This window comes from Sphingobacterium pedocola, assembly GCF_015209965.1.
In the GTDB taxonomy this organism is placed as follows: domain Bacteria; phylum Bacteroidota; class Bacteroidia; order Sphingobacteriales; family Sphingobacteriaceae; genus Sphingobacterium; species Sphingobacterium pedocola.
Window position 1 is genome coordinate 964734 of the sequence record NZ_MU158689.1, and the last position, 23657, is coordinate 988390.

The window sequence follows — 23657 nt, forward strand, 5'->3', positions numbered from 1 at the left end:
ATAAATTGCGTGGCGCAGTTCACGATGTTGTATGGTAAAGAATGGTGTTGTCTCCGTACACGGTCTCCGGTGAAAAAACTTTGTATCGATAAGGTAAATGAAGAGACGAGCCTATGTTTTGTTTGCTGTTCACGATAACTCGTTTGTGGTGCAAGGCGGTAATTTCCTGGATATAAGCTAAACGATATGGACGGTAGAAATTTAATGATTATTTAATCAAAATTAAATCTTAGTTTGTGTATAACTTATTAACTTTGATGTAGTTAATGGAAATAGTTATGGCAATACAATTCGCTACACAAAGAGAGGATACGAATCATGCGTATCCGCATATTGAATCACTTGCACAAGATCTTGATGCACTTCGGAAATACTCGTTTGAGCTACTGAATAAATTCCGTACGGTTTGGAATGAAGCAGAGTATCAAGAATGGTGTGTTATTCAGCGGATTTTGCACGCGAAGTATATACAGCACTAATTTTATAGGGATTACATATTAATGCTATCGTAAGCCCAATGTAGGAGGGCTTGTCTTTGTCTTTTGCGGCATGAAAGATCTCCAAAGTGACAGTTATTGACAACCTGAGAAGCATGCCTTTTCATGGCCTTCCAACGCTTTATTTGCCTTTCGTCATCTTCAGTACGCCTTCCCATATAATAACGGCAATACCATTGAAACCAACCACGCGGATCTTGTGGATGGATCCAGCCTTTTGCTTTCCAAATGGATAGGGATTGTGAAGCATGGATGCCGAAAAAATTAAGGTGACTATCTCCGGATCTTTTATTTCCTTTATACAGTTTAGCCTTCGCAAACCATTCCGCAGGAAATTCATTTTGGCAATCCCTTAAATAACGGCCTCCAAATACACCCAATTCCAGCATCTCCGAAGGTGTGAGGTCGGGGATAAATTGAGGGTCAAATTGCGCACCCATTGGACAGGTTAAATAATAGACATAGTCCTGCTGCATGAGATCATTTACGTAAATTGTTTGGCTCATTAGTCAAACTTAGACAGGTCAGCTTCTCGTTCACTTATTGCCCAGGTAGCCATTGCTTCGATAACGGGCATGAGCCTTTCACCAGCTTGACTGAGCTTATAGGTCACGTGAGGGGGGACGACAGGCTTAGCTTCACGTATCAATAAATTGTCGATTTCGAGCTGCTTAAGCTGCTGAATCAATACTTTTTCTGTAATGCTCGGTATAGCCCGCTTCACTTCGCTATAGCGTTTGGTTCCGCTGGATAGGTGATAGAGTATAATGGGTTTCCAATAACCACCGATCTTTTCCATTACGTAGGTTACTGGGCATTGTTCCAACGCGTATTGTTTGTTTTCCTGTATAGTTGAGTTCTCTTTAATCGCTGTCATGATACATACTATAGGGTAAGTACTTGTATATAAGTAAGTGCAAATATACCTTTGTTGTCGGAAACTAAAAAATAAAAGATATGCAAATTACAATTACAGGTGCCTTAGGGAATATAGGAAGCGCGCTTACTAAGAATTTAGTGAAAGCAGGACATGAGTTAATCGTCGTAACAAGTAACAACGGTAGAACGACTGAAATAGAAGAACTTGGTGCGAAAGCAGTTGTTGGTTCGATATCTGATGCGATGTTTTTGGCAGAAGCATTTGCCGGTAGCGATGCTGTTTTTGCAATGACGCCACCAAATTTAGGTGGAGAGAATGTGATTGCAAATACTACACAAGCAGGTGAAGCCTTCGCAACGGCATTTAAAGCCTCGGGCGTGAAACGCGTGGTGATGTTGAGCAGTATTGGAGCCGATCTTCCAAATGGAAATGGTCCTATCCAAGGACTACACCATATTGAAAAAATTTATAATAATCTTGAAGGAGTGGTATTTACGTTCTTACGGGCAGGTTATTTCTATACTAATCTGTATAATGATATCCCGGTAATCAACGGAATGAATGCGATAGGTGCTAACTACCCCGCGGAAACTATTGTTCCATTTGTGCATCCGAATGATATCGCAACGGCTGTGGCGGAAGAACTGGAACTTGTACCAGAAGGAAATAAAATCCGTTATGTGATCAGCGATGTTCGTTCTGCGGCAGATGTGGCAAAGGTATTGGGCGCGGCTATTGGTAAACCTGCATTACCATGGGTAGAATTTACAGATGAACAGTCTTTACAAGGGATGATACAAGCTGGGGTGCCAGCGGAAATAGCGAACTTGTACACGGAAATGGGGATAGGTATCCGCTCCGGAAAAATCCAATCTGATTTCATACGCCAGGGCTCTCCCGTAATTGGACAGATAAAATTGGAAGAATTTGCAAAGGAATTTAGTACTAAATTTTAATTTATTAATAAAGGTAGTTGTTTTTTTGAATTAAAGAAGCCGCTTTTCTAAAAGGAAAGCGGCTTCTTTTCTAGTGCGCCCACCTGGGCTCGAACCAGGGACCAAAAGATTATGAGTCTTCTACTCTAACCGACTGAGCTATAGGCGCAGGGTATTTGTATAAATGTCAATTTGAAACGTTGTTCCCTTTTGACGATGCAATTATCGATATTTGTAACGAGAAAACAAAATTTTTAGATGCAAAAAATTAAAAATATTATACTCGATTACGGCAATGTTATCTTTATGATTGACTTTGCGCGGCTGCGCGAAGCATTTATTTCGCTGGGTATCAAAAATGTAGATGACTTTTTTGGACATCGTGGTCAGGATTCGCTTTTTGACGCTTTCGATAAAGGAGAAATCGGCGTCCACGAATTTAGAAAGGGAATAAGAGACAAAGCCGGCAAACCAGAATTAACCGATCAGCAAATTGACAATGCCTGGAATTCGCTGCTAATTGGTGTACCCAAGGGCACACACGAGTTGTTATTAGCTTTAAAGACCAAATATCGAACATTTCTTCTAAGCAATAATAACGAACTGCATTACACTTGGTGCATGAATCATCTTATGACAACCTACGGTGTATTAGATAATAGTCTGTTTTTTGAAAAGACTTACTACTCCCATTTGATGGGCAAACGCAAGCCTAATCCAGATATCTTTGAGGCGGTGCTTGAAGAAAATGATTTGATACCGACTGAAACTCTTTTTATTGATGATAGTCCACAGCATTTGGAAACTGCACAGATTTGTGGAATGCAGACTGCATTGTGTACAAAAGATGAGTCACTCGCATATTGGCTTGAACATTATAAATTACTGTAAGTATTTTATATTTTGCTTTTTAATTTTGAATTTTAATTCTACCTTTGTGACTCACAAATTAAAATGGCTACGAAAGGGGGTATATAAGCAGCATGATCATCGTAAATGTAAAAGAAGGAGAATCTTTAGACAGAGCGTTAAAACGTTTCAAAAAGAAATTTGAGAAAACGGGAGTTTTACGCGAACTGCGTTCACGTCAAGCATACGAGAAAAAATCTGTAACTCGTCGTACGCAAGTTAAAAAAGCTATCTATAAACAAGGATTAAACTTGGATAAAGCTTAATTCTGGTTTTAGTACAGATATAGGAAGCCGATCAAAATGATCGGCTTTTTTTATGGATAAATTGGACGATAAGTTGAATGTGAATATAAAATGATAATGAATAAAGAAAACAAATTTAACGGTATATGATAATATTTTTAAAAAAGCTTTCATATAGAGATAGTTATAATCGAAGAGTTGCTTTCCAGAAGTAGAATAGAAAAAAGATATAAATAAAAGCTAAAAATATATATATTTGCACACACGATCGGAGAGGTGTCAGAGTGGTCGATCGAGCACGCTTGGAAAGCGTGTGTACTTAACGGTACCGCGGGTTCGAATCCCGCCCTCTCCGCCGATTCAAAATAAGCCCAACTGTAAAGTTGGGTTTTGTTGTTTATGTCCCTTTGTAAGCTCGCTTAAACAAAGGACATAAATAACAGGAACCTGAACGAAGTGAAGGGCTTTATTTTGAATTGAAGCCTCCTACCAAGGATGGCTGCTGGCAAACGTGTGGGGATTGTGGGACGCAGCCAATCCCGCCCTCTTAGAATAAGCTCTTTTATGCTTCCAGAGAATGGCCAAAGGTCACAGCCCGTAATTAATTGCAATAGACCAGGGATGAGAACCCTGCGGGTTCGATCCGAAGAAGGTTTAGGGATGGTGCACGGGGATGCGGGGCTAAACCAATCCCGCCCTCTCCGCCAAGACAAAATAAAGCTTAATCTTTCGATTAAGCTTTATTATTTAGAGCATATCTCTCATTATCCCCAATATAACTTCATTAATTCTTTAATTTTACGAACACTTCACAAACGACAAATTTACGACCTTCATATCCCTCAACAGGACATAGTTTAAATGCTTTTTCTAAAATATTTAGCCTGTCTGCTACGGTATACTGCCGCGGGTTTCCATCGAAGAAATAGGAATGATTTAGATCAAATTGATCACCAACAGCAATATCACCCACTTTATATTGCCCGTTCATTATGCTTTCTAAAACGTCCTCTACATGCAAGGGGACGTCTCGGCCGTAATAACGGCCCAGGGGATGTTCAGTGAGTACTCTTTTGATCTGAGAAAGTGCTTCGTCGCTCCACGTAAGCATCTCCTTTAATTCAAAAATTTCTTCCTCTCTTTCGTCCAGTTGATTTAGATAATCCCACAGGTCTCCGTCTACCTCTTCGGGTACTCCATTTTTGAGTATTGTATATCCCTTTTCGATCAACAATTCCACTGCTTCCTTTGTCATAATTCAAAGATAATCAATATATTTTAGGTAACGGCATGACCAATCTTTGTTGATTTATGCCTCTTGCCCCTCATCGAAGTTTAGTAAAAAAGCAAATAAACATCCGACATCTTTTTTATTGGTAGATGTGCTCTATGAGTATAACGAATTGAAACAGCAATTGTTAGTTGAAATATATCCTTGTGAAGCACAGATATCAAAAGATCAACGGTTTTTGATGTAGATAGTCGATTTTTCATCATTGCTATAGTGCAAGATGATACTATACTGCTTTTAGATTCTTTAAACTATATTTGTCAAATGGACAAAAGCCATGATCTAATATTGCTTTCTGTTTTGATGATAGTCATAACGCTCTTTTTAGGCGTGGGCGTTCTATGTGGTTGTCTAATATATAAATACAAGAAACTAAAACAAGAAAAAGGACATTTAGTTCAGGGGCATGAAGACCATAATCTTCGTTTAACGGGGGGGCATCTGGATACCCTTCATGCACAGCTTAATCCACACTTACTGAAGAATGTGCTAAACTCTATACTATCACATGCTTACCAAACGTATTATACGATGGATAAGTTATCCTATGTGTTGGACTATGTACTTTATGAGTCTCCCAATAAATTAGTGACGCCAAAAGAAGAAATCGATTTTGCCATCAACTTGATCGAAATCAATAAAATAAAAGTAAGCCCACTTTTGGATTTGAGAGTTAAAGTAAATGTAATAGTAACTAAGGAACCACTTTATGGACAAAAAGTCTTGGCTCCCTTAATTTCGGTTGATTTAATTGAAAATGCATTTAAGCATTCCGATCTGCAAAGTGCTAATGCATTTATTTCAATTGTATTCGAATTTAAAAATGGTTGTTTTCTATTGAATGTATCTAACAAAATATCAAATAAAATACCTCTTAAGAAGCTCAGAAGTGGTGTAGGAAGTCGGACGTTGGAAGAAAGGTTACAATTATTATATAAAGATTATTATTCGTTGCAGCGTTTTGTAGAAGGTGATGTTTTTATTGCACAATTAAAAATAAATTTGGATGGGCACCGTGTTAAAATGCATAGTACTTGATGATGAACTTCTGGGACTGACCTATTTGAAGATGTTGTGTCAACAGATTGAAGGGGTGGAGGTTGTAAAAGCATATAGTGATCCACTTGTTTTTTTAAGTGAGGTGCAATATTTGGAATTTGATTTTTGCATTTCTGATATTGAAATGCCCGGTATAAACGGACTGGAACTAGGAAAGTTAATACCTAATTGCCCTATAATCTTTACGACCGCCTATAAACAATATGCCGTAGATGCATTCGGAATGGATGCTATAGATTATATTACAAAACCAATTCAAAAAGAACGTCTAATCCAAGGGGTGAAAAAGTTGCGCAAGTATTTGAACACGAATACTCCCAAACGTACCTATATTCAGCTTCAGACCGATAGGGGTAAAACATCGATTCTATTTAGCCAACTCTATTATATCCGAAACTCGGATATCGATAGCCGCGATAAATTGGCGCGTCTTGAAGACGGTAGCACATTGATATTAAAAAATGTTTCTTTCGAAAGATTGTTGGAACAGCTGCCTGAAAATCAATTTTGCCGTATTAATAAAAAGGAGATTTTAGCTTTACGGATCGTTAAATACTTTACTGTACATGAAATTACGACGCTTTTATTGGATGAAAAAGGACGAGCGTTGAGCTTTTCGCTAAATGATACCTATCGTAAGCGCTTTCTGGGTAAAATGCCTGGCGGACAAATTACATAAGAAGGGGTTTTTGTTACATTTTTAAGGAATCTCAAGAATATTTTTTCGAGCATTCGCTCTCGCTGTATATATTTGGTGACCACAACCTACGCTGAGATATGCAAAGGGGGAACATTTTCAAAATTCAAGCTATGAAGAACTCTAAAAACATGTTCTATATCGTAACGATTCTGGGCTTTTCTGCAATTATGTATTGGATTATCATTCAAGGAGAAAAGTTAGAAGCATTTCGACAGATCGATTTGGTGCAATCCGATAAAGGGGCTTGGACAAATTTCATTGATTCGCTGATCCACGGTGTACAACATCCATTGGCTATTCTCTTAGCCCAGATCGTGACCATTATTTTCGCTGCTCGGATTTTTGGGTTGATCTGTATCAAAATAAAACAACCCGTAGTAATAGGAGAGATGGTAGCTGGTATTGTACTGGGACCGTCTTTATTGGGAATGTATTTTCCAGAGTTTTCCAGTTTGCTTTTCCCAGCAGAATCATTGGGTAATTTGCAATTTTTAAGCCAAATAGGTCTAATTTTATTTATGTTTATCGTGGGAATGGAGCTGGATCTCAAGATTCTTCGTAATAAGGCTCACGATGCCGTAATTATCAGTCACGCAAGTATTATTGTTCCGTTTACACTTGGAATTGCGCTAGCTTATTTTTTGTATGATCAACATGCACCAGATAATGTCCAATTTTTATCATATGGTTTGTTTATTGGAATAGCGATGAGTATTACTGCATTTCCGGTACTTGCCCGTATCGTACAGGAAAGGGGGTTACAGAAAACGAGATTAGGCACGATAGTTATCACGTGTGCTGCAGCGGATGATATTACGGCATGGTGTATTTTAGCCGCGGTGATTGCTATTGTAAAAGCGGGTTCTTTTGCCAGTGCTATATTCACTATTATTTTGGCGCTTATATATGTATTGGTCATGATTAAAGTTATACGACCATTTTTGATGCGTGTAGCCGACGTCAATTCTACTAAAGAAAGTATGCGTAAACCGATTGTCGCCATTTTCTTTCTTACATTAATTTTATCTTCATATGCTACCGAAGTAATTGGTATCCATGCACTATTCGGCGCATTCATGGCCGGAGCAATAATGCCAGAGAATACGAGATTCAGAAGCATATTCATTGAAAAGGTAGAAGATGTTGCCATGGTATTGTTATTGCCTTTGTTTTTTGTGTTTACGGGACTTCGTACACAAATTGGTTTATTGGATGATGTGAATCTCTGGTTGATTACAGGTGCTATTATTCTAGTAGCAGTGATAGGGAAATTTATCGGCAGTGCATTTGCCGCTCGACTGGTTGGACAAACCTGGAAAGACAGCCTCAGCATAGGTGCATTGATGAATACCAGAGGACTGATGGAGCTCGTGGTGTTGAATATTGGATACGACCTGGGCGTATTAAGTGCAGAATTGTTTTCCATGATGGTCGTTATGGCATTGGCTACGACCTTTATGACAGGCCCGAGTCTTGACCTTATCAACCGGATATTTAAACCAAAACCTTCGAAGAATCCAAACGAAGTCGTGAATACCGGAAAATTTAAGATACTACTTTCATTTGCCAAAAGTGAAACGGGGCTATCCTTATTGCGCCTGTCACACGCGATGGTCAAGAAAAATAAAAATACTGCTCTTATTACTGCACTTCACATCTCTCCAGCTAACGAACTCCATCTTTATGAACTAGACGAACAAGAAGCAAGCAGCTTCAAGGAACTTGTAAATTTATCAGAAGATTTAGACCAAAAGGTAACTACACTTTTTAAGATATCGGCAAATATAGATCACGAAATAGTGAATACAGCCAACAATACCGAAAACGACCTACTCTTACTTGGAGTAAGTGAATCCATCTATGAAGGAAGTATTCTAGGTAAATTCCTGAATTTTACGACTCGTATCATCAATCCTGAAAAGCTTATTTATACGGTAGCCAATAGGGATAATATTTTCAGTTCGTACGAACGGACGGATCAAATCCATGCACGTGTAGATGGTGCCGTCGGGATATTAATTGACAAAAATTTTATCAAAGCTGAGCGGATTATCGTTCCTATCTTTGACAAAGAAGATCAGTTCTTAATTCCTTATATTCGAAAATTTATCCATAATTCGGAAGCTCAAATTATGATATTGGATGTGAAAGAGGTGATAAAACAGTATGCAGAAATAAAAGAAAAAATTCGTCATATCGAGCAACAGGCCCCTAACTATATTACTATTGATTCTAGAAATGTGATGGAAAAGGAATTCCTGCAGCAGTTTGACCTCATGTTGATCAGTCTGACCAGTTGGAAAAGCCTTGTTGACACCAAGAGTGTATGGTTAAAGGATGCGCCATCGACGTTAATTCTAGGAGATAGTAAGCGGTCTGCTAACACCTAGGTATTAAAAATATAATGTTGGATTAGAATAGCTTTTCCGCCTACACTGATGATAAGAACTTTCGCAAACGTATTTTTAAAAGTCTCATTTTTGAATGAGACTTTTAGGAGCTTAATCAACTAAGATACCTGAAGCTGATTCGATTTCTTTTCTATGCGCAGCCGCAGCCTCTCTTAGCTTTTGATTCGGGATGGCATATTTTCTTAGAAAGATGTACGCCAGAATAGCGCCAATGGAAGCCATAATTATACCTATGGCAGAGGGATAATTATAGGCATAACCGTAAGCAATAGGGATAGCACCAAAATATGCGCCCAACGAGTTGCCTACATTAAACGCGGCTTGTCCACCAGCAGCAGCAAAGGTTTCTGAACCTTGCGCATTGTTAATCAGCATTAATTGCAGGGGGGAGCCGATACTAAAGGCGATCATTCCGGTAATAAAAGCCATAGGATAGGCTAATACGGTAATATGGGCCGTAAAAAAAACGACAACAAGACAAGCCGCCATTGCAGAAAAACAGATAATAGCCGCTTTGGTGGGAAGCATGCTGTCTGCCAACTTTCCGCCTATAATATTGCCAATAAACATCCCACATCCTACTAATACCATGACGGTAGATACTTCATTGGGATGTAGGCCTGAGACCGTAGTGACCAATTTAGAAATATAACTTATCCATGCAAACAGTCCGCCGGTTCCTATCGCGATAACGGCGACAATTAACCACGCATCCCAGCGTTTGAAATAACCAATTTGATGGATAACCTTGTTGCTCTTATCAGCGGGAATCTTAGGCATCCAAAAATAGATTGCTAGAAATGTAATCAATCCTAAAGCACTGACAATCGAATAGGTAATACGCCAAGAATAATGGTGCCCGATATATGTGCCTAAAGGGACACCAGCAAGATTCGCAATAGTCATCCCGGTAAACATCATTGAAATCGCCTGGGCCTCTTTCCCCGGCTTAGCTAGTTTCGCCGCAACGACCGATCCTATTCCGAAGAAAGCACCATGGGGTAGTCCTGCGATAAACCGGGAAGCGAAAAGGCTCCACTCATTAGGCGCAATGGTAAAAATACCGTTGAATAGGAAAAACAATAACATTAAAAATAAAAGAACTGCTTTCGGAGAATACTTCGAAGTGGCCGCCACAAGAGTCGGTGCACCTACCACAACACCCAATGCATATAAACCTATTAAATTACTGGCAGAAGGTATATCTATATTTACGTCTTTGGCAATGTCGGGCAATATGCCCATCATTGTGAATTCTGTCATACCTATAGCTAACCCTCCGAAAGCTAAGGCAACAAGTCCTTTATTCATTATTGTATTTGTTTTTTAGTGATATGAATGAGCTCCCTTCGGTCGGTTATTCATTATGTATTTGTTTTTTAGTAATATGAATGAGCTCCCTTCGGTCGGTTGTTCATTTGTGTTTAGCTGACCTCTTTTATGAAATGCAAAAGTAGAAAAACATTTGTTATCTGAATGTTATTAATAAAAAAATCAGAAATGTTCTTATCTTTCCTAAAAATATTCAGATTATCGGGAGATGGTCTGAACCGTTCGTGGAAAAAACAGATAGAGATGTGAATACCGTGGAAAGCGCACATATCAATGAAAAATCTGACTGTGGTAGGCAGTGTATCATCACCTTTCACACCCGCGAAAGCAGCACGAACTTAACCTAGTGATCTTATGAAGGCATTTTTAAATAAACACGACTGAATAATGCCTTTTAAAAAAAAAATTAATATAATATGCGGATGAAAACGATCGTAATTACCTCATTTATGGCTTTTGTCATGTTATTTTTTTTGAGTTGCAGTAACAATACACCGAAAGTTATGGATGAGACAGAGCCGGTGTTAGTAAGTTTGTCCGAAAAACAGGCAAAAGATATTTTTTCTTTACCGGTTCATTGTCTCGAGGTAGAATACCCAAATAAATTAGGACAGGTACTTGGATCGGATAAAGATCTGAAATCGCCAAAACAGTTACGTCCGATTTTTTACGGATGTTTTGACTGGCATTCTTCGGTGCATGGTTATTGGTCTATTATCAATTTAATGAAAAAATACCCAAGTATCGATGGAGACGGAAGGGTAAGGCAGCTTTTGGATATACATATTACCTCTCAAAACGTAGCTATTGAACTGGCATTTTTCAAAGATATAAACAATAGTAATTTCGAACGGACTTACGGTTGGGCTTGGCTTTTTAAATTACAGGAAGCCTTGTTAACCTGGGATGACGAAGACGCCAAAAGGTGGAAGATAATTCTCCAGCCTTTAGTGGACCACCTCGTAACCGAATATAAAGTGTATCTACCCAAACTGATTTATCCGATTCGAGCAGGTCAACATGATAATTCTGCCTTCGGATTGTCTCTCTCTTTGGATTATGCGCGTAGCGTAGGAGATAAGGAATTTGAAGATAGCATCATGCAACAAGCAAAACGTTTATTCTTAACAGATGAGAACTGTAATTTAGCATATGAACCCAGTGGCTATGATTTTTTGTCCCCTTGTTTTGAAGAGGCTTACCTGATGTCCAAAATCATGGATAAGTCCGAATATACTGCGTGGTTAAAGCAATTTTTACCTTCTCTTTTTAGCAAATCATTCACGTTAGAGCCTGCGGTTGTCAAAGATCGTACAGACGGAAAACTAGTTCATCTTGACGGTTTGAATTACAGTAGGGCTGCGTGCCTATATGGCATAACCAAAGCATTGCCCGAACTTGACCATTTGAATACTGTAGCAAATGCGCATATCGCTTTTTCTTTACCCAACCTTTCGACCCAAGATGACTATATGGGCAGTCATTGGCTAGGTACGTTTGCTTTATACGCGCTGGAACATGTACACTAACTAAGTGGCACTAATACGTTTTCGTCTAGTCGTACAGGAGCTAAAATTACAGTTGTAAAACCGTCTTCTCTACGAATGATGAGCGAAAGATCTATGCCACGTTTGGAAAATGTATTTAATATAGCTGTGCGAAATGTCCCTTTGGAAGACCCCCATCCTGTACTTTTTACGATTTCATTATTCAAGTGGATAAGTTCTTCTGTAGAATAGTTTCTAAATTTCTCTACGAGATGTTGATACAATTGAACTGGTGTTGACATACAATTTAAAATTTAAACGTTAAACCATAAATTGTATCCAGAAATTCAAAGGGCTTTGTAAATAAGCGCGACGAGACGTTTATTTTGGCTGAAGGCCCGTATTATTTTACCACCGCGGTGTACGCACTCGGTTGGTATTGCTCACGCAATTCTGAATACCCTACAAAGTTAGTATACTTTTTCGAGGCTACAAATTTTATTTAATTTATTTTTTATTAATTACGGTACACCTACCTGGTTGCTCGGTGTAATGATCTACAGTCCTGATCAGTTTTTTCTAAGAGGAAACTACCAAATACTGCCATTTTTTTACTTATTAGAAATGAAACTGCCATCCTGTCTTAAAATCTATTTTGGAATATTCCTTGATATAGCCTAGTTATTAAAGCTAAAATTAACATATATAATATGCAAGAACAAGGTACAATCTCGATTCATACCGAGAATATCTTTCCGGTAATTAAAAAATTCTTATACTCAGACAACGAGATCTTTTTACGTGAATTGGTTTCGAATGCAGTGGATGCGTCTCAAAAGATTAGACGATTATCTTCGCTGGGTCAGTTTAGTGGTGAAGTGGGGGACCTGATCGTGGAAGTAAAATTTGACGAAGCAGCAAAAACAATTACCATTTCGGATAATGGTATAGGTATGACTGCGGAGGAAATCAAAAAGTACATCAATCAGATTGCTTTCTCCGGTGCAACTGAATTTATGGAAAAATTTAAAGAAGCTAATGATGCTAACGAAATCATTGGTCGCTTTGGATTAGGATTTTATTCGGCATTCATGGTTGCGGATAAAGTAGAAATCCAAACACTGTCTTATCAAGAAGGAGCTGTGCCCGCACACTGGACCTGTGACGGTAGTACATCTTATGAAATCTCAGAAGGGGGACGGGTTAATCGTGGCACCGACGTTATTCTTCATATCAATGATGATTCAGTAGAATTTTTAAATGAACAACGTATTCAAGAGATTTTAGATAAGTATGCTAAATTCTTGCCAGTGCCGATTCGTTTTGGTACGAAGTCAACTTCAGAACCTGATGGTGAAGATGAGGAAGGTAAACCGAAATATAAATCCGTTGAAGTTGCTAATATTATCAATAATACAAATCCTGCATGGACAAAAGCGCCTTCGGAATTGAAAGACGAAGATTATCTAGCATTTTACCGTGAATTGTATCCGTATTCGATGGATGAACCGTTATTTTGGATTCATTTGAACGTAGACTATCCATTTAATCTTACCGGTATTCTTTATTTTCCTAAAATCAAGAATGAATTGGAAATACAGCGCAATAAAATCAAGTTGTATTCCCGGCAGGTATTCATTACTGATGAGGTAAAGGATATCGTACCTGAATTCTTAATGCTGTTGCATGGGCTTATTGATTCTCCGGACATTCCGTTGAACGTTTCGCGTTCTTTCTTACAAGCGGATAGTAACGTGAAGAAAATCAATAATTATATCACTAAAAAAGTAGCAGACAAATTACAGGAAATTTTTAAATCGGATCGCAAAGGTTTTGAAGAGAAATGGAATGATATCGGACTATTTATTAAGTACGGTATGTTAAGTGATGATAAGTTTGCGGAAAAGGCGAATGAATTCTGTTTGGTGAAAAATACAGATAACGAGAGCTTTACCATTAAAGAGTATTATGAAAAAGTCAGAGATATTCAGGTGGATAAAGATGGAAATATTGTATACTTATATACATCAGATTTAGCGCAACAAGACGGCTTTATTTCCGCGGCAAAATCCAAAGGATATGATGTGTTAGTGCTGGATGGGTCATTAGATACACATTTTGCGGCCTATCTGGAACAAAAGGGCGGAGATAAGGTTCAATTAAAACGTGTGGATTCGGATGTCGTTGACAAACTGATTCAGAAAGATGAGAAAGTGGAGTTGACTTTATCCGAGGAGGAAAGTAAAAAAGCCGCAGACGTATTTGAAAAATCCATCGGACGCGCAGACATGAAAGTAGAAGTAGATGCGCTTCATGCTGACGAACTTCCGGTATCCGTTACTATCGACGAGTTCATGAGACGGATGAAAGATATGGCCAAAACAGGTGGCGGCATGGGATTTTACGGTACGCTTCCAGATAACTATAAGGTAACAGTAAATGGCAATCACCCCTTGGTAAAGCGTATTTTAGAAAGCGATGCTGAAGAAGGTGAAAAACTAGCTAAACAAGCTTTTGATCTAGCGTTATTGTCACGTGGATTGTTAACAGGAGCAGACTTAACTTCTTTTGTTAAAAGAAGCGTGGAAATGATCTAACGCTGTTTTAAAAATAATTGCTTAATCCTCATTGTGTTAATTTACAATGGGGATTTTTTGTTAAAAAAGATTTGGAGTGAATGCTGTTTTATACTACTTTTGTAGCATCAAAATACGGTAGGTATAGCTCAGTTGGTTAGAGCATCGGTTTGTGGTACCGAGGGTCGTGGGTTCGAGCCCCATTACTTACCCAGATAGCGAAGCAGAAATGTTTCGCTTTTTTGTTTTCTAGGGTATCTGTGATCCAAAGTAAATCGTATTAATTTAAATCGGGACTTTTTGGGAAATTGGCGACGTGTGCATATTTCGGACCAAGGCTAATGATCGCTTGTTTCCATAAGTCTTCACCATCTGTAAGGAAAGTAAGGGTGGGATCGAAAGAACGATGTACCGCCCAGCTGTTTTGTTCGATTTCCTGATTCAATTGTTCGGGGGCCCATCCTGAGTAACCTAAAAAAAATTTAACTTCATCAGGCACGATAATACCTTCGTTAATAAGTAGAACGAGTTTTTCAAAATCGCCACCCCAATAGACGTCTTCGCAAATAGATGTGCCGCTCAACAATTTGTCGTATGCACGGTGCAGAAAGAACAACGCATTACTTTCTACGGGACCACCGATATATAAGAAAAAGTTTTCGTTTTGTATTTCTTCCACCACATCGGAAAGTTGGAGATGAGAACGGTGATTAAGAACGAGTGCTATAGTACCATCTCCATTGTGTTCACATATCATCACTACCGATCTCTCAAAGTTCGGATCAAGCATAAAAGGTTCGGATAGCAATAGGCTTCCTTGTGTGGGTTTGTTTTCGCTAAACATGTCTCATTATTTATAGATATTATTAAACTTAAATAAAATGCTTTGCATTCAAAAATACTTAATGTAAAAAAATCATTAATGAGTAATTTATTTTAATATGCAATATAATAGCATAAAAATGGCGCTGTTTAAAGGAGGTTTTAGTAAGTTTGTTTTGTCATCAAATAAGTTAATAATGGCAATTGAACACAAAGATATCGCTGCGATTAGAGAAGATTACGTTAAAGGAATTCTTTCTGAGGCTGAGATGAAAGCCGATCCCCTGAAACAGTTTAAAGTTTGGTTTGACCAGGCTTTGGATGCTAAGGTAATCGAACCGAACGCAATGGCACTTTCTACGATCTCAGCAGATGGATTTCCTTCTTCCCGGATCGTACTATTAAAGGACCTACAACATGATGGATTGCGTTTTTTTACGAATTATCAGAGTCAAAAGGGAAAAGATTTGGTCAATTGTAATCGGGTAAGTGTTTTATTTTTCTGGGCGGAATTGCAGAGACAGATACGTATAGAAGGATGTGTAAACAAACTATCCGTTGCGGATTCGGACGAATATTTTGCCTCTCGGCCTCGGGGCAGTCGGATTGGTGCATGGTCTTCTCCTCAAAGTTCGGTAATTCCGGATAGAGGCTTTTTGGAAAAAATAGTGCAGGATTTTACGAATGATTTTGAAAATAGTGAAGAGATTCCGAGACCTGATTTTTGGGGTGGATATGTGGTCAAACCCGTTAAATTTGAATTTTGGCAGGGAAGAAGTTCCAGGCTACATGACCGCATTCAATATACTTTAGAGAATAAAAAATGGGTTATAAATCGATTAGCCCCCTAAATTATGATAGATCAACTGAAAACTGAAATAGTGGCTCAATTTGGAGCTGAAAGCGTCGTAGATGTACAATTGGACGGATTGCAACAGGCTTTAGTCATTCATCCCGGATATCTTATTGATATATGTGGATGGTTACGAGATAATCCAATATATTATTTTGATTTCTTATCTAATATTACTGCAGTCGATTATCATCCGCAAACTAAGTTTGCAGTGGTTTATCATTTAGCATCTATTCCGTATCAAAAACAGCTAACGCTCAAAGTTTTTATCACCAATGATAGAACGGCAGCGGCCCTGCCCGAACTTCCCTCGGTGAGTTCGGTTTGGAAGACAGCGGATTGGCACGAACGGGAAGCTTTTGACCTTATGGGGGTGTATTTTGATGGTCATCCCGATTTAAGACGAATATTGATGCCAGACGATTGGGAGGGCTACCCGCTGCGCAAAGATTACGAGGATCCAGAAAGTTATCACGGTATAGCAATTAAATAACTATGAACTTAACCCGCTATCAGTCGGCTTACGAAAGATATAAAGAAAAGATTGCGAACGTAGGATCGCATGAAATGGTCATTAATATGGGCCCCCAACATCCCTCCACTCATGGGGTATTACGACTGGAGTTGATTACTGATGGAGAGATTGTAAAAGAGATTATCCCACATCTGGGCTATTTGCACCGCTGTTTTGATAAGCATGCAGAATCTATGAACTATACCAAGACTATTCCGTTTACAGATCGCCTGGACTATCTGGCATCCATGAATAATAGTCATTCTTTTGTGATGGGAGTGGAACGCATGCTAGGCATTGATCATAAAATACCCAAACGTATTGAATACATCCGGGTACTGGTATGCGAGCTGAATCGGATTGCCTCGCACCTTATAGCGATAGGAACTTATGGTATTGATATAGGTGCTTTTACGCCCTTTATGTGGTGTTTTAGAGATCGGGAGCATATTATGAATATGCTGGAGTGGGCCTCTGGGTCGCGTATGCTTTACAATTACATTTGGATCGGTGGTTTGTTTTACGATTTACCAGTCGGTTTTGAAGATAGATGTAAGGAATTCCTCGATTACTTTAAACCGAAGTTGATCGAGTTAGATGAATTGCTTTCTACTAATCAAATATTTATTTCCAGAACAGCTAATATTGGTGTTTTACCAGCTGACGTGGCGATTAATTACGGTTGTTCAGGGCCTATGCTTCGTGCTTCGGGAATAAAATGGGATTTACGACGTATAGATGCCTATTCAGTTTATCCTGAAATTGATTTTGATATTCCCGTCGGTAAAGGTGAAATGGGCGCATTGGGAGATTCTTGGGATCGCTATAAAGTACGCGTGGATGAAGTGTACGAATCTGTTCGTATTATAGAGCAGTGTCTGGAACGTCTTGTAAAAGATTTCGCCCGTACGCCCGATTTTGATCCGAGAGCTTTGGTGCCAAAAAAAGTAAATTTGAAGGAACAGGACTATTACGTCCGATCTGAGAATCCCAAAGGCGAGCTTGGATTCTATTTTGTTACGCAGGAGAAAACGGATATTCCGAGAAGAGTAAAAGCAAGGGGTCCTAGCTTTAATAACCTTTCCGTATTACCCGAATTGGGTAAGGGAGTCCTGATTGCTGACTTAATTGCGGTTCTAGGATCAATAGATATTGTGCTTGGAGAAGTCGATAGGTGATATAAACGTGCATAAAAATGCAAAAAATAGTTGTGAATAAACCGAACTATTTGTATCTTCGTATTCTCATAATTTAAGTTTATAATTGGTTAATAGGAAAGTTCGTGTCCACTTGGACACGGACTTTTTCTCATTTATGCATCCTTATAGAATTATATTTATATTCGTATAAAAATCAATTGTAAGTTTAGGTAAGTCTATCCTGTTATGGCCAGAATAATTTCGATCTTGTTTGTGCTGATTTCATTTTCGGAGATCTACGGCCAACAGTGGATTTTTAGAAACAATGCCACTAAAATAACATTTTCTTTTGAGCTCGTGCACAACGTTATCATCATTCCCATCCATATCAACGGCGAAGAATTATCTTTCATCTTAGATACTGGAGTAAAAGAGACGCTATTATTCGGTAGTTCGGATTCCTTATTACTACACAATGTATCTAAAGTAAAATTTCAGGGGATCGGGATAGGCGAAGGAATTGAAGGGTTACGTTCACTTTCTAATCATTTGAGTATTGCAGATTCTGCGATGATGGATCTAAAACATAATTTATTCGTGGTGACCGATGACTCATTACATTTATCTAATTATATTGGATTACCGGTGCATGGAATTTTGGGTAGTAATTTTTTTCACAACAATGTGGTAGAGATTAACTATGTTAAAAAGAAAATAACGGCGTACCGTAACATACAACATATAGGGAGAAAATTAAGAGGTTACGACAAAATTCCCTTAAAAATTGAAAAGGATAGACCTTATGTGAATATAGATTTGAGAATTGGTAGGAAAACACATAAACAAATTAAGGTACTGTTGGATTTGGGGAATTCCGATCCCGCCATGCTTTTTCCGGATCGTTTACCGGAGTTTGAAATATTAGAGCCTACTATATATGAATTCCTTGGTAAGGGGTTTAATGGCGATATTTATGGGAAGAGAAATAGAATCCATTCTTTGCGGATAAACGATTTTGAGTTTCAACAACCTATTATATCCTATCCGGATACGAATACTTATGACAACAAAAAATTGGTGAGAGATCGAGTTGGATCTATCGGAAATCAATTACTCACTCGATTCTCTGTCTTGATTGATTACGAACATCGTATGTTATATCTCAAACCCAATAAGAATTTTCGTCAGCCGTTTTATGTGGATATGAGTGGAATCGAAGTGAAACATGAAGGCTTTGTATGGGTAGAAAGTAGAATTCATTTAAATACATCTCCGAATCAAGAGGGAAAAACAATACAGTTTGATGGGAGTAGCAGTTTTAAATATAAAATAGAACTAAAACCTAACTTTATAATAAATAACGTGCGGCATAATTCTCCTGCTGAACGGTTTGGTGTAATGAAAGGGGACGTATTAATGAAAATAAATGGGCGATCGGTTCAGTCACTTTCGCTGGAACAGATAAAAGATAAATTACAGTCGGGAATAAACAAAACGGTGAAATTAGAAATCGGAAGGGGTGGAGAAGTTCTAAATTTTACTTTTCAATTACAAGATCCGATTCCGTTGTTGCTATAAAGAAATAAGCCGTTATGCTTGTGTCACAAACGCTTCTATATTGATGCATAAAAAAGGCAGCCCAAAAAGACTGCCCTTTAAAAACAAAATTTAAATAATTATTCGAAATATTCTTTAATTCTTTCAAAGAATGATTTTTCGCTTTTTCCGGGCTGTGGCCTAAAGTTGGCAGAATCTTTTAATTTTTCCAGCACTTCGCGCTCTTCAGAAGATACAGCTTTTGGTGTCCAAACATTCACGTATACTAATTGGTCTCCCTTGTGGTATGAATTTACTTCAGGAATGCCTTTGCCTTTTAAACGTAGGATTTTACCTCCCTGTGTACCCGGTTCGATCTTGATTTTAGCTTTCCCGTCTATCGTCGGAATTTCTACACTTGTACCTAGTGCAGCATCTGCAAAATTGATATATAAATCATAAATGACATTGATGCCGTCACGTTTTAATGTTTCGTGCTGTACTTCTTCTACCAAGATGATCAAATCTCCGGGTATGCCTCCGCGCGCAGCCGCATTTCCCTTTCCACTCATAGACAGCTGCATACCTTCGCTTACACCTGCTGGGATATTAAATGTAATGGTTTCCTCTCCTCGTACAAGACCTTCTCCTTTACAAGAAGTACATTTTGCAGTCACTTCGACACCTTCCCCGTTACAAGTAGGGCAAGTACTGGTTGTCTGCATTTGTCCTAAAATCGTATTGGTAACTCGTCTTACGGATCCTGCACCACCACAGGTGTTACAGGTGTGGAATGAAGACTTGTCTTTAGCACCGGTACCATCACAGGTTTGACAGTGAATTTGCTTATTTACTTTTACTTTTTTCTCTATACCGTTGGCAATTTCTTCCAGCGTAAGCTTTACTTTAATACGTAGGTTGGTACCTTTTTGAACACGCCGTCCTCCTCGGGAACCACCGCCGAAAAAGCCTTCGAATGGATTTCCACCACCGAAGATATCTCCAAATTGGCTGAAAATATCATCCATATTCATACCACCTCCGCCAAATCCAGAAGCTGAGTTGCCAGAATGACCGAATTGATCGTAACGAGAACGCTTTTCCGGATTACTTAATATTTCGTACGCTTCAGCTGCCTCCTTAAAGTTCTCTTCAGCTTCTTTATCACCTGGATTTTTATCTGGATGAAATTTAATAGCTAGCTTGCGGTAAGCCGATTTGATTTCAGCGGCGTCGGCTGTACGTGATACACCTAATATATCGTAATAATCTCTTTTTGACATGTTATATTAAGTTATTGTCCAATCACCACTTTTGCGAAACGGATTACTTTATCATTTAAAAAGTAACCTTTTTCTACAACATCCAATACTTTATTTTTTTGATTCTCGTCCGGAGCCGGTATCGCGGTTATAGCTTCCTGATATTCTGCATCAAAAAGTTGTCCCAAAACTTCCATTTCTTTTAAACCTTCGTTCTCAAGTAATTTTCTGAATTTAGAGTTTACCAATTCGATTCCTTTCTTTACGGAGTCGACTTCCTGAGCGGTAGACATGGCATGAAGAGCCCTGTCAAAGTCATCTATTATGGGGAGTAATTTAGTAATCACGCCCTGGCCGGCCGATTGAATAAGTTCGACACGCTCTTTTGACGTGCGTTTCTTGTAATTGTCGAATTCGGCAAATAAACGAGCATATCTGTCGTTTGCTTCCGCTAATTCCTGTGTAAGTTTCTCTTCATTTGATACCGTTTCTTGTTCCGCTTGCGGTGTATCTTCTTGCGCTAAATTCTCTTCGTGGGTATTTTCTTGTTGTTCGTTCATCATCGCCCTATTTTTAATATACTTAAAAAGCTTCTTGAGATTTCTCAATAATTTTGCCATTGTAAAATATACGACAGCCTGTCAGTACACCACGCTGGTGAACATACAAAATGTCGGATTTAAGATTTTATGTCAGTTGGTTTAGATACTTACATTGTCATGCAATGCACCGTCTGAGGTTTTAATTATCCGTGCCGGAAGATTTCGGATAATTTGATAATCGTGTGTAGCGATTAATACCGATGTTCCTGCAGCGGCAATGTCGCGGAGCAATAAAACGATTTCTTCAGACGTGGAGGGATCTAAATTACCGGTGGGTTCGTCCGCAAGTATAATTTCAGGATTATTCAATAACGCACGGGCAATTACTACCCGTTGTTGCTCACCTCCTGATAGCTCGTGCGGCATTTTTTTTAGTTTAGAACGTAGACCTACCTTTTCCAATACATCCAGCATTCTACTTTGAATCATTCCTTTCTCCGTCCAGCCCGTGGCTTTAAGTGCAAACTCTAGATTTTTTTCAACTGTTCGGTCATTTAATAGATGAAAATCCTGGAAAACTATACCCAACTTTCTACGTAGAAATGGAACTTCATTTTCATGGAGTTTTTTTAAATCAAAGCCGGCGATCATACCTTCACCATTTGCAATGTACAAGTCGCCGTAAATAATTTTCAATAAGCTACTTTTTCCGGTACCGGATTGTCCGATCAAATAGATGAATTCTCCTTTTGCAATATCCAGGTTGACATGCGATAAAACGAGATGCTTTTGCTGGTATATATCGACGTTTTTGAGTCTTATTACAGTGTTTTCTGCCATGTTTTATAATTCGATTTTCTTTATTTGACCAAACGGAAGTTCCCTAACGATTCCCATAATATAGGCCATTTTGTCTCCGAGACCTATTTTTTCTAACGATTTATCTGGTCTATCTACTCTAAAATATGCTAATAAGGTAAATGCGTCATCGCGCAATTGCACATAATCTGGAATTTTAGCAACGCCTTTTACTTTAATTAAATACATAATAGCAAAGTTAGAATTTTTTATGGATTCGCTATGAAACTAACGCTATAAAATCAGATTTATTGGTTAGCGAATAGAAAGTCCAATGTATTAACACCGTCGGCATAGTCGTCGAGGGCCGGGCACTGGCTTGACCCTAACGGAAAGACAGGTACTTCTAGTTCAAAAGTCCCTTCTGTGACGACACACTGAACCCGTTCCTTGCTATTATTGATTATAGCAACTGCATCGTTGACATGATCGTATTCTTCGTAAAATACGACCGCTAATGGGGAGGCTATATTTTTATCTTCCTTTAATAATAAAAAACCATTGTCAAAATGTTTTTCGCCGTTAATGAGGTAGATAGATTTGTTATAATCGTAATTGTTATTGTATTTAAAATGTTCTTTTGATGGATGAAAATGCTCAATCGCTTCAAAAAACGTCGAAATAGGGTAGCCCGAAGGGATAAATATTTTAGAAACAGATCTACAGCCTAAGCCAAAGTAATCGAAAATATCATAGCCTACTTTCCGCAGATCTTCCTCACGTTCTTCGCCTGTAAGTAAAGCGATGGAATTTCTGTTTTTACGAATGATATTGGGTTTACTAGAAAAATAGTATTCAAAATAACGTGCTGAATTATTTGATCCCGTGGCAATAATAAGATCGTAGCCCGATAATTTATCGACCAAATCTATTTTATCGACAAACAGCGGCTCTATTTGAGTCAATCTGTCGAGCACCATGGATGTTAGTCCCGCATCATCAGATGACACTTTGATTTGTGCCACAAATCCGGAAATAAGTACGGACAGAATATCATGAAAGCCCACCAATGGAAGGTTACCTGCCAAAATGAGACCGACTCTTTTAGACGAATTAATATCGGGATAGGCCAACAACCATTTGTTAAGTTTCTCTTCCGCTAATTGCTGCCCAAGGGACTGAAATTGCTTCAGAACATATTCCTCAGTGTACCAGGGATTCTTATAATGAACCTGTTGGATAGATTGAAGGGAGCTTTCGTCTAAGTTTAGCATCCAATCTCCTAGTTTGCATAATGCTTGAACACGTAGTTTCTTTGTCAAAATATTTTATTTAGAATTGTTCTGATAAATATTTGATTTATCTTTGTATTGTCAAAAAAGTAGATAACCTACTAACTTTGTATACATTTTTGTTGATAGTATACAATGAAGGTGCTACCTTTGAAGTGCAAAATTAGTTTATTTATTATAATTGTGAGGTTATAAATGGCGATAAAAATTACAGACGAGTGTATTAATTGTGGAGCATGCGAGCCAGAATGCCCAAATAATGCGATATATGATGCGGGTGTGTCTTGGAAATTTTCAGAGGGTACGGCTTTAGATGGTATTATTGATTTTGGGGATGGTGTAACGTTAGATGCAAATGAAGGGCAGGCTGCAGTTTCTGATGAGGTATATTATATAGTTTCCGATAAATGTACAGAGTGCGTCGGTTTTCATGATGAACCGCAATGTGCTGCTGTGTGTCCGGTAGACTGTTGTGTGGAGGATGAAGACGTAGTCGAATCTGACGAAGAGTTACTGGCTAAAAAGGCGTGGTTACACGCTGAATAAGTGAGCAAAATATAGATTTAGAAAAAGCATT

At 38.5% G+C, this 23657-nt stretch carries 25 protein-coding genes, 3 tRNA genes and 1 riboswitch; of the genes, 16 read left to right on the plus strand and 12 right to left on the minus strand.

Annotation, left to right across the window (positions count from 1 at the left end):
- Nucleotides 1-278 precede the first annotated feature (278 nt).
- On the plus strand, nucleotides 279-479 hold the full coding sequence (locus C4F40_RS04015) for a hypothetical protein (protein WP_196938075.1): 201 nt from the start codon (nucleotides 279-281) through the stop codon (nucleotides 477-479).
- Nucleotides 480-490: 11 nt separating this feature from the next.
- Here the strand turns inward: C4F40_RS04015 and C4F40_RS04020 are convergent, their stop codons facing one another.
- Together C4F40_RS04020 and C4F40_RS04025 are read right to left on the minus strand one after the other, a co-directional pair.
- On the minus strand, nucleotides 491-1003 hold the full coding sequence (locus tag C4F40_RS04020) for a hypothetical protein (protein WP_196938076.1): 513 nt from the start codon (nucleotides 1001-1003) through the stop codon (nucleotides 491-493).
- Nucleotides 1003-1374: a winged helix-turn-helix transcriptional regulator gene (locus tag C4F40_RS04025; protein ID WP_196938077.1), complete on the minus strand. Its 372-nt coding sequence runs from the start codon at nucleotides 1372-1374 to the stop codon at nucleotides 1003-1005. The genes C4F40_RS04020 and C4F40_RS04025 overlap by 1 nt, the downstream gene beginning before the upstream one ends.
- Nucleotides 1375-1454: 80 nt before the next feature.
- On the opposite strand from C4F40_RS04025, the gene C4F40_RS04030 reads away from it, so the two are divergent.
- Entirely contained in the window at nucleotides 1455-2333 is an 879-nt protein-coding gene (locus tag C4F40_RS04030; RefSeq protein WP_196938078.1) for an NmrA family NAD(P)-binding protein, read from the plus strand.
- Nucleotides 2334-2407: 74 nt separating this feature from the next.
- On the opposite strand, the gene C4F40_RS04035 is transcribed toward C4F40_RS04030, so the two are convergent.
- Nucleotides 2408-2481: transfer RNA gene (locus tag C4F40_RS04035), tRNA-Ile, on the minus strand.
- Nucleotides 2482-2570: 89 nt separating this feature from the next.
- Here C4F40_RS04035 and C4F40_RS04040 point away from each other — a divergent pair.
- From C4F40_RS04040 to C4F40_RS04050, 3 genes are all read left to right on the plus strand, one after another.
- On the plus strand, nucleotides 2571-3203 hold the full coding sequence (locus C4F40_RS04040) for an HAD family hydrolase (RefSeq protein ID WP_196938079.1): 633 nt from the start codon (nucleotides 2571-2573) through the stop codon (nucleotides 3201-3203).
- A gap of 92 nt (nucleotides 3204-3295) precedes the next feature.
- On the plus strand, nucleotides 3296-3487 hold the full coding sequence (gene rpsU / locus C4F40_RS04045) for a 30S ribosomal protein S21 (protein ID WP_196938080.1): 192 nt from the start codon (nucleotides 3296-3298) through the stop codon (nucleotides 3485-3487).
- 249 nt (nucleotides 3488-3736) lie between these two features.
- Nucleotides 3737-3821, plus strand: a tRNA-Ser gene (locus tag C4F40_RS04050).
- Between the two features lie 429 nt (nucleotides 3822-4250).
- On the opposite strand, the gene C4F40_RS04055 is transcribed toward C4F40_RS04050, so the two are convergent.
- A complete protein-coding gene (locus tag C4F40_RS04055; RefSeq protein WP_196938081.1) occupies nucleotides 4251-4721 on the minus strand; it encodes a hypothetical protein in 471 nt (156 codons plus the stop codon).
- Between the two features lie 300 nt (nucleotides 4722-5021).
- Here C4F40_RS04055 and C4F40_RS04060 point away from each other — a divergent pair, with 300 nt between their 5' ends.
- The 3 genes from C4F40_RS04060 (at nucleotide 5022) to C4F40_RS04070 (ending at nucleotide 8906) form a co-directional block, all read left to right on the plus strand.
- A complete protein-coding gene (locus C4F40_RS04060) occupies nucleotides 5022-5795 on the plus strand; it encodes a histidine kinase (protein ID WP_196938082.1) in 774 nt (257 codons plus the stop codon).
- On the plus strand, nucleotides 5764-6495 hold the full coding sequence (locus tag C4F40_RS04065; RefSeq protein WP_196938083.1) for a LytR/AlgR family response regulator transcription factor: 732 nt from the start codon (nucleotides 5764-5766) through the stop codon (nucleotides 6493-6495). Before C4F40_RS04060 ends, C4F40_RS04065 begins: the two co-directional genes overlap by 32 nt.
- A gap of 131 nt (nucleotides 6496-6626) precedes the next feature.
- Complete coding sequence (locus tag C4F40_RS04070; RefSeq protein ID WP_196938084.1) at nucleotides 6627-8906, plus strand: cation:proton antiporter; 2280 nt, start codon at nucleotides 6627-6629, stop codon at nucleotides 8904-8906.
- Nucleotides 8907-9017: 111 nt separating this feature from the next.
- Here C4F40_RS04070 and C4F40_RS04075 read toward each other — a convergent pair whose 3' ends face one another.
- On the minus strand, nucleotides 9018-10238 hold the full coding sequence (locus tag C4F40_RS04075) for an MFS transporter (RefSeq protein ID WP_196938085.1): 1221 nt from the start codon (nucleotides 10236-10238) through the stop codon (nucleotides 9018-9020).
- A 443-nt stretch (nucleotides 10239-10681) separates the two neighbouring features.
- On the opposite strand from C4F40_RS04075, the gene C4F40_RS04080 reads away from it, so the two are divergent.
- Nucleotides 10682-11788 (plus strand): DUF2891 domain-containing protein, encoded by a 1107-nt coding sequence (locus tag C4F40_RS04080; RefSeq protein WP_231389911.1) that lies wholly within the window; start codon nucleotides 10682-10684, stop codon nucleotides 11786-11788.
- Here the strand turns inward: C4F40_RS04080 and C4F40_RS04085 are convergent.
- Entirely contained in the window at nucleotides 11785-12048 is a 264-nt protein-coding gene (locus C4F40_RS04085) for a 5-oxoprolinase (protein ID WP_196938086.1), read from the minus strand. The two genes, C4F40_RS04080 and C4F40_RS04085, sit on opposite strands and share 4 nt — an antisense overlap.
- A 70-nt stretch (nucleotides 12049-12118) precedes the next feature.
- A riboswitch (SAM-I-IV-variant riboswitch) is annotated at nucleotides 12119-12212 on the minus strand.
- Nucleotides 12213-12456: 244 nt separating this feature from the next.
- Here C4F40_RS04085 and htpG point away from each other — a divergent pair.
- Nucleotides 12457-14343: a molecular chaperone HtpG gene (htpG, locus tag C4F40_RS04090; protein WP_196938087.1), complete on the plus strand. Its 1887-nt coding sequence runs from the start codon at nucleotides 12457-12459 to the stop codon at nucleotides 14341-14343.
- Nucleotides 14344-14460: 117 nt separating this feature from the next.
- A tRNA-His gene (locus C4F40_RS04095) sits at nucleotides 14461-14534 on the plus strand.
- Nucleotides 14535-14602: 68 nt separating this feature from the next.
- Here the strand turns inward: C4F40_RS04095 and C4F40_RS04100 are convergent.
- On the minus strand, nucleotides 14603-15166 hold the full coding sequence (locus C4F40_RS04100) for a YqgE/AlgH family protein (protein WP_196938088.1): 564 nt from the start codon (nucleotides 15164-15166) through the stop codon (nucleotides 14603-14605).
- Between the two features lie 175 nt (nucleotides 15167-15341).
- On the opposite strand from C4F40_RS04100, the gene pdxH reads away from it, so the two are divergent.
- The 4 genes from pdxH (at nucleotide 15342) to C4F40_RS04120 (ending at nucleotide 19228) form a co-directional block, all read left to right on the plus strand.
- The gene (gene pdxH / locus C4F40_RS04105; RefSeq protein ID WP_196938089.1) at nucleotides 15342-15995 is read left to right on the plus strand and encodes a pyridoxamine 5'-phosphate oxidase; all 654 of its coding nucleotides are present in this window, start codon (nucleotides 15342-15344) and stop codon (nucleotides 15993-15995) included.
- Nucleotides 15996-15998: 3 nt separating this feature from the next.
- Entirely contained in the window at nucleotides 15999-16490 is a 492-nt protein-coding gene (locus tag C4F40_RS04110; protein WP_196938090.1) for an NADH-quinone oxidoreductase subunit C, read from the plus strand.
- Nucleotides 16491-16492: 2 nt separating this feature from the next.
- A complete protein-coding gene (locus C4F40_RS04115; RefSeq protein WP_196938091.1) occupies nucleotides 16493-17689 on the plus strand; it encodes an NADH-quinone oxidoreductase subunit D in 1197 nt (398 codons plus the stop codon).
- A 207-nt stretch (nucleotides 17690-17896) separates the two neighbouring features.
- Nucleotides 17897-19228, plus strand: coding sequence for a PDZ domain-containing protein (locus tag C4F40_RS04120; protein ID WP_196938092.1), 1332 nt, complete (start codon nucleotides 17897-17899; stop codon nucleotides 19226-19228).
- Nucleotides 19229-19326: 98 nt separating this feature from the next.
- Here the strand turns inward: C4F40_RS04120 and dnaJ are convergent, their stop codons facing one another.
- From dnaJ to C4F40_RS04145, 5 genes are all read right to left on the minus strand, one after another.
- Entirely contained in the window at nucleotides 19327-20469 is a 1143-nt protein-coding gene (gene dnaJ, locus C4F40_RS04125) for a molecular chaperone DnaJ (protein ID WP_196938093.1), read from the minus strand.
- Nucleotides 20470-20480: 11 nt separating this feature from the next.
- On the minus strand, nucleotides 20481-21011 hold the full coding sequence (locus tag C4F40_RS04130; RefSeq protein ID WP_196938094.1) for a nucleotide exchange factor GrpE: 531 nt from the start codon (nucleotides 21009-21011) through the stop codon (nucleotides 20481-20483).
- Between the two features lie 138 nt (nucleotides 21012-21149).
- The gene (locus tag C4F40_RS04135; protein ID WP_196938095.1) at nucleotides 21150-21830 is read right to left on the minus strand and encodes a cell division ATP-binding protein FtsE; all 681 of its coding nucleotides are present in this window, start codon (nucleotides 21828-21830) and stop codon (nucleotides 21150-21152) included.
- A gap of 3 nt (nucleotides 21831-21833) precedes the next feature.
- Nucleotides 21834-22037: a fructose-6-phosphate aldolase gene (locus C4F40_RS04140; RefSeq protein WP_196938096.1), complete on the minus strand. Its 204-nt coding sequence runs from the start codon at nucleotides 22035-22037 to the stop codon at nucleotides 21834-21836.
- A 59-nt stretch (nucleotides 22038-22096) separates the two neighbouring features.
- Nucleotides 22097-23110, minus strand: coding sequence for an acyl-CoA reductase (locus C4F40_RS04145; RefSeq protein WP_231389912.1), 1014 nt, complete (start codon nucleotides 23108-23110; stop codon nucleotides 22097-22099).
- Between the two features lie 165 nt (nucleotides 23111-23275).
- Between C4F40_RS04145 and C4F40_RS04150 the strand changes: the two genes are divergently transcribed.
- Nucleotides 23276-23626, plus strand: coding sequence for a 4Fe-4S dicluster domain-containing protein (locus C4F40_RS04150; protein WP_196938097.1), 351 nt, complete (start codon nucleotides 23276-23278; stop codon nucleotides 23624-23626).
- The last annotated feature ends 31 nt before the right edge of the window (nucleotides 23627-23657 follow it).